This window comes from Kitasatospora sp. CMC57 (assembly GCF_045866025.2).
GTDB lineage: Bacteria > Actinomycetota > Actinomycetes > Streptomycetales > Streptomycetaceae > Kitasatospora.
Genome location: NZ_AP035881.2, coordinates 6,177,199 through 6,192,247, shown reverse-complemented (window position 1 = coordinate 6,192,247; position 15,049 = coordinate 6,177,199). Strand labels below are relative to the sequence as shown.

Below are 15,049 nucleotides of genomic sequence, written 5' to 3'. Positions count from 1 at the left end.
GTCACGCCCCCGCAAATGGGGATGCAGGCTTGGGAATGCCCGCCAGGCCGCCGTCGGGGACGGTCAGCCCGCCGTCCACGACGATGGCCTGGCCGGTGATGAACGAGGCCGCGGGGGACGCCAGGAAGAGCGCGACGCGGGCCACCTCGTCGGCTTCGGCCCAGCGCCCCAGCGGAACGTGGCTGATCAGCCAGTCGGACAGCGGTGCGGCAGCGGCGGCGAACTCCGTCATGTCGGTCCTGGTCCACCCGGGGCAGAGGGCGTTGACGCGGATGCCCTGCCGGGCCCAGCCGACGCCGAGACTCCGGGCGAGGGACACCTGGGCCGCCTTGGTCACCGCGTACGCCTCCATCATGGGCGTACCGATCAGACCTGCCACAGATGACATCAGCAGCAGGCTGGCCCGGGAGGAGTCGGCCAGGTAGGGGTGTACGGCCCGGCACAGCGCGGCGGTGGCGTCGAGGTTGACGGAGATGACACCGTCCCACTGGTGCTGACCGGAGCTCTGGAACGGTGTCAGCACCGGTGTCAGATCCTCCGTCAGCGGCAGGGTGCCAGCGTTGTGGACGACGACGTCGAGGCCGCCGAGGGCGGCCGCCGCCTCGTGGACGATCGCTGCGGCCGCACCCGGATCGGCGAAGTCGCCGACCAGGGTGTGGGCCTTGCGTCCCCGGTCGTGCACGGCCTGCACCACGCCGTCCAGCGCTGCGGCGGTGCGCGCCGCCACCGCGACGTCGCAGCCCGCGTCGGCGAGAGCCTGCGCGGTGGCCCTGCCGATCCCCCGGGACGCGCCGGTGACCAGTGCGCGCGCGCCGTCGAGGCGGAAGGCGTCCAGGGCGTTGGGGGAGGTGCTCATGGTGGTGGAGGTGCTCATGAGGTCGGCCTTTCTTCGGGGCGGCTCCAGGTCAGCAGGGCGCTGCCCCACGTCATGCCGGCGCCGAACACGGTGAGGAGGACGGTGTCGCCGGGGCGGAGCGAGCCACTGGCGGCGGCGAGGGCGTACGCGGAACTGGCGGCGCCGATGTTGCCCACCTCGTCACCCACGACGACCATCTGCTCGTCGCGGATGCCGATCTCCTGAGCGAGGGCGCGCAGCAGGACCGGATTCGGCTGGTGGGTGACGATGCGGTCGATGTCCCGCAGTTTGAGCCCGTTGCGTTCGAGGCTCTCGTGGACGAGGCGGGGGAAGACGTCCTTGATGAACCGGCTGACGGCTCGTCCGTCCATCCGGATCGTGTGCGCCTGGTCGTGGAGGGTGGCCCGGCTGGCCGGTCGGCGGCTGCCGCCGGCCGGTATGAGCACGAGGTCGGCGAGGGAGCCGTCCGAGCCGAACGCGAAGTCGGTGAAGCCGTACGGCCTGGGGACCGGGCCCAGGATCGCGGCGGCCGCGCCGTCCGCGAAGAGCACCGCCGTGCCCCGGTCGGCCGGGTTGAGGAACTTCGAGTACGCCTCGACGCCCACGACGGCGGCGTAGCCCTTCGTGGGGTCCTCGCGGAGCCAGTCGTGCGCGACCTTGGCGGCGAACAGCCAGCCGGAGCAGGCCGCGCTGACGTCGAGGGCCACCGCCCGGTCCGCCTTCAGCAGCCCCTGGACGCGGCAGGCGGTGGACGGGCCGAGCTCGTCGGGGGTGGAGGTGGCGCACACGATCAGGCCGAGCTCGTTCAGGTCGACACCGGCGGCGTGCGCGGCGGACCGGACGGCGGCCGCGGCCAGGTCCGAGGCGGCCTCCTCGGCGGCCGCCACGTGGCGGGAGCGGACACCGGTGCGCTCGTGGATCCACTCGGGCGTGACGCCGATCGCCTCGGCCACCTGCTCGTTGGTGCGGATCCGTTTCGGCAGGTAGCTGCCGGTGCCCCAGATTCCGATCCTGGGCGGTACGGCGTCCGTGATCATGAGGGCCCTCCCTGGTGCCAGCCGAGCGAGTCGGCCAGCGCGCTGTTGAAGTCGGGGTCGCCGAGCGGGGCACCGACGACCGCCTGCGGATACCCGAACGCCCGTTCCAGCAGGTCCAGGTGCGGCAACAGCCGGTCGCAGAGCCGGTCCACGATCGCGGGCAGCTCTCGGACCTCCTCCGGCCGGAGGGTCCCGGCTGTCAGCAGGGGGCCGGCCAGCCGTCGCGCGGTCACCGCGCCGTAGAGACCCGCCAGCGCGTCCACGGCGGCTGACGACTCCGGCTCCTGGAGCCCCAGGTCGGTCACGACGCGCGCCACGTCCTCGGCGACCAGCCGCGCGGCGTACGTCTCACCCAGCTCACCGGCGTCGGAGAGCAGCGGATTCCAGACCGCGAACTCGTCCGCGCCCGCCGCGTTCCGGTCGCGCAGGCGACGCAGTCGGTCGGTGAGCCGTTGTTCGTGGGCGCGGAGGACGTAGGGCCACCAGCCCGGGCTGCCCGGGACCGGATGCTGGGCCTCCGGCTCGCCGGGCCGGCGAGCGTCGTCCGCACGAGCGCGACCGAGGTCGAAGAAGATCAGTTGACTGTCGCCGCCCGCCGCGTCGAAGGCACGGGAGAACCCGTGGTACGCGGCCAACCGGTTGACGTCCAGGTGCCCGGAGAACCCGCAGAACCGCTGGCAGTCGCCCGTGATCCGGGCCGCCGCGCGGACCGTGTGAGCCTTGTACGCGGAGAGCGGCCTGCTGATGGCCGACCAGGGTGCGAAGGTCATCGGCCCGTCGGTCTCCGGGTCCGGGCCGCCGCCGGCTGCGAGCCGCGACTCGGCCAGCACGGTCAGGGACCGGGATGCGGCGCAGGTCAGGGCGAACGCCTCGGCCAGGGCGCCCAGGACGCCGTGCTGCTGGGTGCGATAGTCGAGCAGCGCGGTGCCGGGCGCCAACCTCCCCTGGGTGCGGCGCCGACGCGCGTAGCGCAGTGCCAGAACGGCAGACTGCCGGGACATCGCCGCCAGCGCGGACGGCAGCACCGCCCACAGCACCTGTCCGACGCAGAGCGTGCGTTGCAGGCGCAGATCAGGTGAGCCGAGCCGGTCGTGGAAGGCACCGTCCGCGTCGATCTCGGCGCTGTCGCGCAGCCAGTGTCCGTAGGGGAGGCGGAGGTCGTGGAACCGGAACTGCGCGTAGTCCAGTGGAAGAGCGCTGAGTTCGATGGTGTCCGACATCTCCACTCCCGGCCGCAGGCCGTCCTTGTCCACGAGATCCACGACGAAGGAGAAGACCCCGCAGTCGGCGCCGGCGACCACCAGCCGGGCGAGCGCTGCGCCGATCAGCGGCCCGCCGTTCCGAGTGCCCGCGGTGAACTTCGCCGCCGTCGGATCAGGGCTGTTGAGAGTGAACCCCCGGCTCACCGGGTCGAATTCGGCGGTGGTGCGCGTCGCCAGATGGCTGTTGGCGCGGCCGACCTCGGTGATCATGAACACGCCCTTCGCGCGACCCCGCTCCAGTGCTTCGAAGTGGCTCTTGAGCAGGTCGTGGTCGGGGGCGAGCTGGTCCATCGAGTTCAGGGCCAGCAGGTAGTGGTTGATGAGCACCATGGTCAACGGCGGGTCGGCGGCGGCGACCCAGCCGAACAGCGCGCCCAACTGCTCCGGCCGGTCCAGCAACTCCCGCCCCGGTGGCAGGGAGTCGGCAAGTCGGCGCAGTCGGCGCCGGAGCCGGGGCTCGCGGTCGGTCAGGTCGGGGCCGGCCGGCCCCGGCCCGTCGGAGAGGGAAGCCCGGAGAGTGCGGAGGAACGATGCGGACACCGGCCCGTGGACGAGTTCGTCGAGGTGGGTGCGCGGCTCTCCCTGCGGCGGGGGGCCAGAGGACATGGCGGATCTCCAGAGGGGTTGGGGCGCCGTCACGGCGCGGGATCACCAGCGGAAGCCCGCGTCGCCCAGGGGCGCGTGGACGGTCGTGTCCGGTCCGGCGAGCACCCGCCGGGCGCTGCCCGCCAGCGCGCTGCCGGGCCCGGCCTCGAAGAGCGCTGCGGGCCGGGACCGGACCGCGAGGCGCAGGACCTGGGGCAGCTTGGACGGACGGACCAGACAGTCGGCCAGTCGACGGGGCAGGTCCTCGGTGGAGGTGTAGGCCCGCCCGGCGACCGCGGAGTAGACCACCGGACCGAGCGGGGCGACCGGATAGGCCCGTACGGCCTGCTCGAAGACCTTCGCCTGGTCGTGCAGACCGGGATGATGGGAGGAGAACGGCAGTCGTAGCCGCACGGCTGCCAAGTCCTCGCCTCGAGCAGCCAGTTCGACGGCCTCCAGGGCAGCCGTCGGACCGCTCACGATCGTCTCCCGGTCATCGTTGACGCAGGCGACCACAGCCTCCCCGGTCAGCTCCAGCAGGTCGATGAGGGTCTGGGCCGTCTCCTCCGGGCACCGCAGCAGCGTCAGCCCGCCGGGGCAGGTCGCGAGCACCTGGGCGAGGTCGTACGCGATCCTGGCACCGTCGTCGACGGCGAAGGCGCCGGCCGCCGTGAGCGCCGCGATCTCCCCGAAACTCACACCCAGCAGGCTGGCCGGTTCGCCCCGGGATGCGCAGAGCGCCCGATGGATCGTCATAGATGCTCCGAACAGGGCGAGTTGGGAGGTCCCGACCGGAGCCTCGGCCAGCTCCCGGCCGCCGGGGGGATGCGGGCCGAGCAGCCACGGGGCGAGTGCCGGCAGCCGGTGTTCGGCGGTGACGTCGTCGACCTGCTCGTAGACCTGCCGCGCCACCCCTCGCAGTCTCCCGCCCGGGCGGGTCTCCCGCACCAGGGAGGCGATCGTGAAGTCCCCCTGGCCGGGGAAGAGATGAACGATCGGCATACCAATTCCTTGTCGTAGGCTCCTCACCGTTCGGGCCGGCCGACGGAACGGGCAATCCGAGAATGCACGTCCCGGGCGGCCTACTTCCATGGCCTGCGGGCCCGACCTTGTTGAATTTCTCCGCGTGCTGAAACCAAGCAACTCCGTTCGCCGGAACAGGGTTGCCGGGCACACTTGCCACGGCGGCCGGTCAGCGTCCACAGTGGCCGTTACGCTCTCCGTACCTACGGCCCGGAACCCACGGACGTCTTGCGTATCGCAGAACCGTGAGTGGTCGAGGATCTGATACTTCGTGGGCCATTTCCTGCGTCCTGGGGGTTGCCATGGGTTCCCGACGAAATCCCAATCTGAGACTCCGTTCCCTGCTCGACGAAACCGGCTGGACCGGTCAGAGACTGGCCCAGGCCGTGAACCACGAAGGCGCCCGACGAGCGATGGCCGTCAACTACGACCGCACCGCGGTCGCGCACTGGCTGGCCGGCACCCGGCCGCGCGAGCACGTCTGCGCCCTCGTCTGCCAGGTGCTGTCCCAGGCCCTGGGCCGGACCGTCGGGCCCGAGCAGGCGGGCTTCGCCACCGAGCCCAGCAGCACCGCCTCCCCCTCCGCGTCTCCGCACGAGCGGCTGCGCGAGCTCGCGGAGAACACCCCGAGCGCCCGCCGCATGCTGCGCCTGCTGCCGTACTCGCTCGACCTGGATCTGCCCGAGCCCGCACCACCCCCCGGTCGAGACGGCGCCCCCAGGCGGATCGGCGCCGCCCACGTCCGTGCCGCCGAGCTGCTGGTGACGGTCTTCGCCGATGCCGACAAGGCGTTCGGAGGGGCACGCATCCGCCCAGCGCTGACCGCGTACCTGTCCGTCGAGATCGCCGCCCAACTGAACTGCGCGGCCGCGCCGTCGATCAGCCGGCGCTTCCACCAGGCTGCCGCGGATCTCGCCTATCTGGCCGGCTTCGTGTCCTTCGACGAGAATCTCCAGGGCGCGGCGCAGTCCTACTTCCGGATCGCCGCACAGCTCTCCGCCGCGGCGAACGACCGGCTCCGCCATGCGATGGCTCTCCGCCAGATGAGCGTCCAGGCCGTCTTCCTTGGGAATTCCGGACTGGCGTTGCAGCTCGCGCAGGGCGCGGCCAGGGACCGCAGCACCCTGCCGACCGAATCTGCGGCCTTCGTCACCGGGCAGGAGGCGCTGGCCTTGGCGTGTACCGGCGAACGGCGGCGGGCCCTGGCGTGCCTCGACCGGTCGCAACGCCTGCTGGACCGGACTCCCCCTGACAGCCACGTGCTGCTCGGCGGCTATCACGAGGCTGCCTTCGCGCACCAGCAGGCCGAGGTGCTCGCCGCCACCGGCGACATTCCGGGAGCCTGCGCGGCACTCGCCCACTCCCTGCGCCACCGACCTCCGGAGGAGGGCAGAGCGCGGATGCTCACCACGGCCCGCCTCGCGGGCCTCCAACTGTGCCAGGGCCACCTGGAACTCGCCTGCTCCACCTGGGACAGGTTTCTCGACGACTATCCGAGCGTCACCTCGGCCCGCGGGGACGCCGCGCTGCGCGAGCTGCGCACCACCCTGCGCGCGCACCAGCGGGTGCCGGCCGCACGCCGGGTCCTGGCCCGGGCCGGCCGGCTCCCGCTGCCGCGCACGGAGCGCCCCCCTGTGCCCCGGTCCGGCGCCGCACCGAGGCGCCGGGAATCCGTTCGGATCCCACTGCCGCCGACCGCCCCCGAGACGGGGGCAGGTCGGGCGGCACCGCCCGGCTCGGGGGCGGTGTGACCGCCTGGAGCCCACACCGCCCCCGGCTGCCGGGGCGTCAGGGAGCCCGCCTGATCCGCAGCTCCCCGGGCGTGGACTCTGACTCCCCGGGAGGACGGGCGCGCCACCGCCCGCGCGAGCGGTCACCGGGACCAGCCTTGCGGCGGCGACCCGGCCGCGCCTCGCCGGAGGGCGATGAGAAGGTCACGGGCGTCGGTGTGGCGCTGGTGCGGGACGAGAGCCGCCCGCATGGTCGCGCCGGCGTGCGCCAGCCGGGCCGAGCTGACCGTCGCGCCGCTGCGCAGGAACTGCTGCCAGGTGGCGCAGGCGGCCTCCAACTCACCCTCGGCGTAGTGGAGTTCGGCCAGTCGTGCCAGCGTCAGAGCATGTGAGCGCCGTTCGTGGGCCGGCCGGAGCCGCACGGCCGACGCCATCGCGGTCACCGCGCCCCGGGCGTCTCCGAGGTGCCGGCACACTGCGGCGCGCTGGTATGCCAGGGAAGCCTCGTTGTAGACGCCCGTCGCCGTGGTCGAACCATCCTCGGCTCGCGACAGGTACAGCTCGGTCCGGGTCAGCGACGCCAGGCACGCCGTGCGGTCACCACGGGCCGCCAGGGCGACGGCCCGTTGCCCCTCCAGGAACGCGGACTCGACCGCTCCGAGTCCGGTCCCCAAGGCGACCGCGCTCTCGGCGAGCCGCAGGGCCGCGCCGTAGTGGCCGAGGGAGCGCGCCTGGACGCTCAGCGCCCGCAACGCGACGGCCAACGTCCGCTGGTCCGCCGCCTCGTCGGCGAGGGCGGCACTCAGGCGGTACCAGTGTTGGGCACTGCCCTGGAGACGGTCGTCGAAGTGGACGAAACCGCCCAGGTAGGCGAGGCCGGCTGCGGACCGGAACAGGGCGCGCCGACTGGCCGGCGCCCCGGGCAGGCTCAACCACGGGACCACTGTCTGTTGGAAGTACGAACACAGCGTCCTGCGAACGGCCCCGGCTCCCAACTGCTGGTCGGCCGAGGACAGCAGTGCCGTCATGTCGTCGACCGCCTGGTGGTGGGCCACGGTGAGACGGGCCGCGCCGGGTCCGACGGTGCCCACGGTCGTCAGCCGTCCGGTCAGGACCGTCGGCACCGTGCGCAGGCCGCTGAGCAGGTAGGGAGGACGGCTCGTCGCTTCCGCGAGCAGCACCGCCAACCGGTTGCCGTCGTCGGCCGGGCCGGATGACGAAGGCCCCAGCCCGGCCTGGGCAACGGTCACCACCCGGCCGAGCCGGCGGCTGAACGCCTCCGCGACCAGCCCCGGCACCGGCGGCCTCGGCACGGATCCCGCCAGCCACTGGGCCACCGAAGGGCGCCGGTAACTCAGCGCCAGCCCGCTCTCCCGTCCCAGCGCGTTGACGGCGGACGCGAGGGACTCGCCGCTCCACCCGGCCTCGTCCAGCAGGGATCGCAGCAGGGTGTTCTGCTTTCGCGTCGCCGTCATCCGCGCTCCGATCGCCGGCCGGTGCGTCCGTTCGGATCCGCTCTGCTCTGGCCTTACCACGGACGCTCAGCGACTGGTTCCCATCCGGCCTCCCCGGCATACCCCGGCCGAGGGGGCTTGCGGTCTCACGGGCACGGCGCGCCCGATCGGCGCGGGCCCCTCGGACGGTGTCGAACCGACCGGGCGGCGCTCGGCCCGACCGCACTCCGACCGGGCGGCGCTCAGTCGAAGGTGCCCTTGAACCAGGTGTCGGCGACCTGGGTGTGCAGCGGGAAGGCGAGCGGGGTGGGTGTGTTGATCAGGTACCAGCCGTCGGTCTCGTCGGTCGGGACGGAGGGCGGCAGCTCGGCCAGCGCATGGGGCGGGAAGAGCGCGAAGAGCATCAGGAACGCACCACGCGGGTCGCTCCCGGTCTCGACCAGGCGGGCGCTCGCAGGGTCGGCGTCGATGCCGGCCTCCTCGCGGAGTTCGCGGCTGGCGCCCTGCTGCCACGTCTCGCCGAAGTCGACGTAGCCGCCGGGGAGGGCGAGTTCGCCGTGGCCGGGTTCGATGGTGCGGCGGATGACCAGCAGGCTGCGGGTGCCGTCCGGCGGTTCGACGGGGAGCAGCGCCACCGCGACGGGCAGGGGGTTGCGGTAGCTGATTTCGCCGCAGCCGGGGCAGGTGCGCGGCCAGAGGGTGCCGGCAGCCGCGTACGGCGTACCGCAGAAGTGGCAGTGCGAGTGAGGGCCGGTCATGGCGGGATCGTAGTGCCCCCGGTTCGACGCCGGGTCGGAGTCTCGCACATCGGACCCGGCACAGGGCGCTGAGCTGGGGCGTTCTAGAGTGCGGGAGAGTCGAGGAGGACATCATGGTCGGTTCGTTCGCCGAGGCGCTCGCGGCGGGGCCGCTGGTGCTGGACGGTGGGTTGTCGAACCAGCTGGTGGACGCGGGGCAGGATCTCTCGGACGAGCTCTGGTCGGCCCGGCTGTTGGCGGACGATCCGTCGGCGATCACGGCGGCGCACCGGGCGTACTTCGCAGCGGGTGCGCAGGTGGCCATCACCTCCAGCTACCAGGCGAGCTTCGAGGGTTTCGCCCGCCGGGGTGTCGGCCGGGAGCAGGCGGCCGCCCTGCTGGCGCGCAGTGTGGAACTGGCGCGGGCAGCGGGGCCGGGCTGGGTGGCGGCCTCGGTGGGGCCGTACGGGGCGGTACTGGCGGACGGTTCGGAGTACCGGGGCCGGTACGGGCTGACGCAGGGTCAGCTGGTGGACTTCCACCGGCTGCGGATCGAGGCGCTGGTGGCGGCCGGTCCTGACGTGCTGGCGGTGGAGACGATCCCGGACACGGACGAGGCGGCGGCGGTGCTGCGCGCCCTGGAGGGGGTCGAGGTGCCCGTCTGGCTGTCGTTCAGCATCGCGGGTGACCGGACAAGGGCGGGGCAGCCGGTCGCCGAGGCGTTCGCGCTGGCGGCCGACGCGCCCGGGGTGCTGGCAGTCGGCGTGAACTGCTGCTCTCCGGAGGACGCGGACGCCGCGGTACGGGTCGCGGCGCGGGCGAGCGGGAAACCGGTGGTGGTGTACCCGAACAGCGGGGAGAGCTGGCAGGACCGGGCCTGGCGGGGCGAGCCGACCTTCCGGCCGGAGCGCGTCGCGGCCTGGCTGGCCGACGGCGCCGGGCTGGTGGGCGGCTGCTGCCGGGTCGGTCCGGGGCAGATCGCGGCGCTCGCGGCGGCCGTGCGGAACTGACGGCTGCTGCCGGAAAGGTGCACGTCCGCCCGTCGGCCTGGCAGACTCTGTGCGATACCACTGCGGTCGACAATGTCGACCGCCTGTCAGCGGAGGTACGCAATGCCCGGCCCGATCCAGTCGCTGTCCCGGGCTGCCGCGATCCTGCGGCTGCTGGCCGGCGGCGAGCGGCGACTCGGTCTGTCGGAGGTGGCCACCTCGCTGGACCTGGCCAAGGGGACGGCGCACGGCATCCTGCGCACCCTCCAGCAGGAGGGTTTCGTCGAGCAGGACCCGGAGACCGGCAAGTACCAGCTCGGTGCCGAACTGCTCCGGCTCGGCCAGAGCTACCTGGACGTGCACGAGCTCCGGGCCAGGGCGCTGGTCTGGGCGGACGACCTGGCCAGGGCCAGCGGCGAGACGGTCTACCTCGGCGTGCTGCACCACCGGGGCGTGCTGATCGTCCATCACGTGTTCCGCCCGGACGACACCCGCCAGGTGCTGGAGGTCGGCTCGATGCAGCCGCTGCACTCCACCGCGCTGGGCAAGGTGCTGCTGGCGTACGACCCGGTGGCCCGCGGGGAGCTGGGTGAGGAACCGTTGGAGTCGTACACCTCGCGGACGCTGACCGACCTCGCCTCGGTGGACGAGGAGTGCGGGCTGATCCGGGAGCGCGGCTGGGCCGACGCGGTCGAGGAGACCTGGGAGGGCGTGGCCTCGATCGGCGCGCTGATCCAGGACCGGCGGCGTAACCCGGTGGGTGCGGTCTGCATCAGCGGTGCGGTGGAACGGGTCTGCGAGGACGGGTTCGTCCGGCCCTCGCTGGTGGCCTCGGTGCGCAGTGCGGCCCGGGCGATCTCCAGGGACCTGGGCGCCGGCCGATTCTGACGCTTGGTGAGATCCCGCAGGCGCGGGTGGACTTCGGTCCACCCGCGCCTGCGGTGTTTTGTCCGGATTTTCCGCCATACGGGCGCTGATTTTGCCGCGACGGAACCATCACCGTGAGTGATGGATCACAGGTGTGTCACTCGGCCTTGACGCGGGGGTGGCGACAGAGGGAAGCTTCCGCATGACGGTCGACATTGTCGAACGGTGTCCGGAGCAAACGGAACGCCACCGTCACGGCGCGACCCCGGGACGGGAAGCGCCGCACTCCCCCACCTGCTCCGGTCACGGACGAAGGAGTCCTAAGTGTCCGCGTTCTCCAATGGCGACATCTTTGTCGGCGAAACCCTCGGCACCGCCGCGCTGATACTCCTCGGTGGCGGCGTCTGTGCCGCCGTCACGTTGAAGAAGTCCAAGGCCGTCAATGCCGGCTGGCTGGCCATCACCTTCGGCTGGGGCTTCGCGGTCATGATCGCCGCCTACATGTCGGCACCGAAGTCGGGCGCCCACCTCAACCCGGCCGTCACGCTGGCGATCGCCGCCAACAGCGGCGAGTGGGGCAAGGTCCCGCTCTACCTCGGCTCCCAGCTGCTCGGCGCGCTGATCGGCGCGGCCCTGGTCTGGGTCACCTACCTGGGCCAGTTCCAGGCGAACGAGGAGCCCACCCTCGGCATCTTCGCCACCGGCCCCGAGGTCCGGAACCCGGTGCAGAACCTGCTCACCGAGATCATCGGCACCTTCGTGCTCTGCCTGGCCATCCTCACCCAGGGCCTCACCGCGGGCCTCGGCCTCTCCGGCACGGGCATCCTGATGGTCGCCTTCACGGTGGTCGGCATCGGCCTCTCGCTCGGCGGCCCGACCGGCTACGCGATCAACCCGGCCCGTGACCTCGGCCCCCGGATCATGCACGCGCTGCTGCCGATCCCGAACAAGGGCGGCTCCGACTGGTCGTACGCCTGGATCCCGGTGGCCGGCCCGCTCGTCGGCGGTCTGCTGGCCGGGGGCTTCTACCACCTGGCGTTCTGACGCCTCGTTGGTTTGCCCGACGCCCGCGCACGGGGACTGACTCTGGGTCAGGCCCAACCCTCTCTGAACTCCCATTCGAGCCGAGGATCCTCATGACCTCCACTGGCAACTACATCGCTGCGATCGACCAGGGCACCACCTCCTCCCGCTGCATCATCTTCGGTGCCGACGGCCGGATCGTCGCCGTCGACCAGCAGGAGCACCGCCAGATCTTCCCGCAGCCCGGCTACGTCGAGCACGACGCCGCCGAGATCTGGACCCGGGTGCAGTCCGTGGTCGCGGGCGCGCTGGAGAAGGCGGGCCTGACCAGGGACGACATCCGCGCGATCGGCATCACCAACCAGCGCGAGACAACCGTCCTGTGGGACCGGCACACCGGTGAGCCGGTGTACAACGCACTGGTCTGGCAGGACACCAGGACCGAGGCGCTCTGCCGGGAGCTGGGCCGCAACGTCGGCCAGGACCGCTTCCGCCGCGAGACCGGCCTCCCGCTGGCCAGCTACTTCGCCGGCCCGAAGATCCGCTGGCTGCTGGACAACGTCGAGGGCCTGCGCGAGCGCGCCGAGGCCGGCGACATCCTGTTCGGCACCATGGACACCTGGGTGATCTGGAACCTCACCGGCGGGGTGAACGGCGGCAAGCACGTCACCGACGTGACCAACGCCAGCCGCACCATGTTGATGAACCTCTCGACCCTCGCCTGGGACGAGAAGATCGCCGACTCCATGGGCGTGCCGCTGACCGTCCTGCCGGAGATCCGCTCCTCCGCCGAGGTCTACGGCCACGCGGTCGGCGTCCTGGAGGGCGTGCCGGTCGCCGCCGCGCTCGGTGACCAGCAGGCCGCGCTGTTCGGCCAGACCTGCTTCTCCCCCGGCGAGGCCAAGTCGACCTACGGCACCGGCACCTTCCTGCTGCTGAACACCGGCGAGCAGATCGTCAACTCCTACCACGGCCTGCTGACCACCGTCGGCTACCGGATCGGCGACCAGAAGCCGGTCTACGCCCTGGAGGGCTCGATCGCGGTCACCGGTTCGCTGGTGCAGTGGCTGCGCGACCAGCTCGGCATCATCTCCACCGCCGCCGAGATCGAGACCCTGGCCTCCACCGTCGAGGACAACGGCGGCGCCTACTTCGTCCCGGCCTTCTCCGGCCTGTTCGCCCCGTACTGGCGCTCCGACGCCCGCGGTGTGATCGCCGGTCTGACCCGGTACGTCACCAAGGGCCACCTGGCCCGCGCCGTGCTGGAGGCCACCGCCTGGCAGACCCGCGAGGTCGTGGACGCCATGCAGAAGGACTCCGGCGTCGAACTGACGGCCCTCAAGGTCGACGGCGGTATGACCTCCAACAACCTGCTCATGCAGAACATCGCGGACGTGCTGAACGCCCCGGTCGAGCGCCCGTACGTGGCCGAGACCACCGCGCTCGGTGCCGCGTACGCAGCAGGCCTGGCGGTGGGTTTCTGGCCCGACCTGGACACCCTGCGGGCCAACTGGCACCGCGCCGCCGAGTGGACGCCGCGGATGGACGACGCCACCCGGGAGCGCGAGTACAAGAAGTGGCTGAAGGCCGTCGAGCGCACCATGGGTTGGGTGGAGGAGGACGAGGAGAGCTGACCGTCACGCCGGTCGGGGCCAGCAGCGGCCCCGACCGGCCAACGCCGTTTGACGGCCGTTCGGAGACCACCGGTCTCCCGGAGGCCGCACCCGCACCATCGCACCATCGAGAGGAGATGCGGCGCCGCCCGCACCGAGCGCCGCACACACACCATGGCTACCATCCCGACTCTGGGCGCCGGCTACACCAACGGCCACACCGCCTCCCGTGCCGAGACCCGCGAGCTGCTCGGCAAGGCCACCTACGACCTGTTGGTGATCGGCGGCGGCATCCTCGGTACCGCGACCGCCTGGACCGCCGCCCAGTCGGGTCTCAAGGTCGCCATGGTGGACGCGGGCGACTTCGCCGGTGCCACCTCCAGCGCCTCCTCCAAGCTGGTCCACGGCGGCCTCCGCTACCTGCAGACCGGCGCGGTCAAGCTGGTCGCGGAGAACCACAAGGAGCGCCGGGTGCTCTCCAGCGACGTGGCCCCGCACCTGGTCAACCCGCTGACCTTCTTCGTGCCGGTCTACAAGGGCGGCCCGCACGGTGCGGCCAAGCTCGGCGCGGGCGTCTTCCTCTACTCCGCGCTCTCCGCCTTCCGGGACGGCATGGGCCGGGTCTCCACCGCAGCGCACGCCGCCCAGCAGGTGCCCGCACTCCGCACCGAGGGCCTGCGTTCGGTCGCGGTCTACGGCGACCACCAGATGAACGACTCCCGGGTCGCCGTGATGACCGTCCGCGCGGCCGTGGAGGCGGGCGCCGTGGTGCTCAACCACGCCGAGGTGACGGGCCTCCGCTTCACCGGCACCCGGGTGACCGGCGCCGAGCTGAAGGACCGTCTGGACGGCACCGAGTTCGGGATCAGCGCCCGCCTGGTGCTGAACGCCACCGGCCCCTGGGTCGACCACCTGCGCAAGATGGAGGACGCGGGCGCCGCGCCGTCCATCCGCCTCTCCAAGGGCGCGCACGTGGTGGTCAAGCGCCGTACGCCGTGGCGCGCCGCGCTCACCATCCCGATCGACAAGTACCGCGTGTCCTTCGCCATCCCGTGGGAGGACCACGTCCTGCTCGGCACCACGGACGAGGAGTACACCGGCGACCCGCAGGACGTCCGCGCCACCGAGGCCGACATCGACCAGATCATGGGCGAGGCCGGCCACGCGATCCGCGACGAGCACCTCGACCGCGACCTGATCACGTACGCCTTCGCCGGCCTGCGGGTGCTGCCCGGCGGCCCCGGCGACACCGCCTCCGCCAAGCGCGAGACCGTCGTCACCGAGGGCCGGGGCGGCATGCTCTCGGTCGCCGGCGGCAAGTGGACGACGTACCGTCACATCGGCCGTACGGTGCTGGAGAAGCTCGCCCACGTGCCCGGCACCGGCCTGCGCGAGGACATGTCGCCGATCCCGGCCACCGTCCCGCTGCCGGGCGTCGGCGCGCCGAACGCGGTGGCCCACCGCCTGCTGGTGGACCGCGAGCCGGGCTCGCGGATGGAGCCGTTGGTCGCCAAGCACCTGGCCTCGCACTACGGCACGCTCTCCTTCGAGATCGCCCACCTGATCGCGGAGCACCCCGAGCTCGGCGAGCCCATCCACGCCGACGGCCCGGACGTCTGGGCCCAGGTCGCCTACGCCGCCGACAACGAGTGGGCCTACACCGCCGACGACGTGCTGCGCCGCCGCACCACCATGACGGTGCGTGGGCTGGACACCCCGGAGATCCGCGCCGAGGTCGAGGCCTTCCTCGCGAAGCGAGGCACCAAGTAGGCAAGGCCTGAACGGCCCGGGTCCCCACCGCTGCGGTTGGGGGCCCGGGCCGTTCAGCTGTCCGGGTCGACGATGGTGACGTGGCCGGACCAGCGGCCCCGCC

12 protein-coding genes are annotated in these 15,049 nt (G+C 72.3%); 6 read left to right on the top strand and 6 right to left on the bottom strand.

Annotated features, from left to right (window positions below):
* Position 1 precedes the first annotated feature (1 nt).
* Genes ACKUU6_RS27825 through ACKUU6_RS27810 form a run of 4 tightly spaced genes read right to left on the bottom strand, consistent with a single transcriptional unit; the run spans position 2 to position 4,742 of the window.
* Positions 2–874, bottom strand: coding sequence for an SDR family NAD(P)-dependent oxidoreductase (locus tag ACKUU6_RS27825; RefSeq protein WP_407991319.1), 873 nt, complete (start codon positions 872–874; stop codon positions 2–4).
* Entirely contained in the window at positions 871–1,893 is a 1,023-nt protein-coding gene (locus tag ACKUU6_RS27820; protein WP_407991318.1) for a 3-oxoacyl-ACP synthase III family protein, read from the bottom strand. The genes ACKUU6_RS27825 and ACKUU6_RS27820 overlap by 4 nt, the downstream gene beginning before the upstream one ends.
* Positions 1,890–3,761: an acyl-CoA dehydrogenase gene (locus tag ACKUU6_RS27815; protein ID WP_407991317.1), complete on the bottom strand. Its 1,872-nt coding sequence runs from the start codon at positions 3,759–3,761 to the stop codon at positions 1,890–1,892. The genes ACKUU6_RS27820 and ACKUU6_RS27815 overlap by 4 nt, the downstream gene beginning before the upstream one ends.
* Before the next feature lie 42 nt (positions 3,762–3,803).
* Positions 3,804–4,742 carry an acyltransferase domain-containing protein gene (locus tag ACKUU6_RS27810; protein WP_407991316.1) on the bottom strand — a complete coding sequence of 313 codons (939 nt, stop codon included), beginning with the start codon at positions 4,740–4,742 and terminating at the stop codon, positions 3,804–3,806.
* A 407-nt stretch (positions 4,743–5,149) separates the two neighbouring features.
* Here ACKUU6_RS27810 and ACKUU6_RS27805 point away from each other — a divergent pair, with 407 nt between their 5' ends.
* Complete coding sequence (locus ACKUU6_RS27805; protein WP_407991315.1) at positions 5,150–6,514, top strand: hypothetical protein; 1,365 nt, start codon at positions 5,150–5,152, stop codon at positions 6,512–6,514.
* A gap of 122 nt (positions 6,515–6,636) precedes the next feature.
* Here ACKUU6_RS27805 and ACKUU6_RS27800 read toward each other — a convergent pair whose 3' ends face one another.
* Together ACKUU6_RS27800 and ACKUU6_RS27795 are read right to left on the bottom strand one after the other, a co-directional pair.
* Entirely contained in the window at positions 6,637–7,968 is a 1,332-nt protein-coding gene (locus ACKUU6_RS27800; protein ID WP_407991314.1) for a tetratricopeptide repeat protein, read from the bottom strand.
* Between the two features lie 221 nt (positions 7,969–8,189).
* The gene (locus tag ACKUU6_RS27795; protein WP_407991313.1) at positions 8,190–8,705 is read right to left on the bottom strand and encodes an NUDIX domain-containing protein; all 516 of its coding nucleotides are present in this window, start codon (positions 8,703–8,705) and stop codon (positions 8,190–8,192) included.
* A gap of 113 nt (positions 8,706–8,818) precedes the next feature.
* Between ACKUU6_RS27795 and mmuM the strand changes: the two genes are divergently transcribed.
* From mmuM to ACKUU6_RS27770, 5 genes are all read left to right on the top strand, one after another.
* Entirely contained in the window at positions 8,819–9,694 is an 876-nt protein-coding gene (gene mmuM / locus ACKUU6_RS27790) for a homocysteine S-methyltransferase (protein ID WP_407991312.1), read from the top strand.
* A 102-nt stretch (positions 9,695–9,796) separates the two neighbouring features.
* Positions 9,797–10,561, top strand: a complete 765-nt coding sequence (locus tag ACKUU6_RS27785) for an IclR family transcriptional regulator (RefSeq protein WP_407991311.1) — start codon at positions 9,797–9,799, stop codon at positions 10,559–10,561.
* 303 nt (positions 10,562–10,864) lie between these two features.
* The gene (locus ACKUU6_RS27780) at positions 10,865–11,584 is read left to right on the top strand and encodes an MIP/aquaporin family protein (RefSeq protein ID WP_407991310.1); all 720 of its coding nucleotides are present in this window, start codon (positions 10,865–10,867) and stop codon (positions 11,582–11,584) included.
* Positions 11,585–11,676: 92 nt separating this feature from the next.
* Positions 11,677–13,197 (top strand): glycerol kinase GlpK, encoded by a 1,521-nt coding sequence (gene glpK, locus ACKUU6_RS27775; protein WP_407991309.1) that lies wholly within the window; start codon positions 11,677–11,679, stop codon positions 13,195–13,197.
* Between the two features lie 153 nt (positions 13,198–13,350).
* Positions 13,351–14,946 (top strand): glycerol-3-phosphate dehydrogenase/oxidase, encoded by a 1,596-nt coding sequence (locus tag ACKUU6_RS27770; protein WP_407991308.1) that lies wholly within the window; start codon positions 13,351–13,353, stop codon positions 14,944–14,946.
* Positions 14,947–15,049 lie beyond the last annotated feature (103 nt).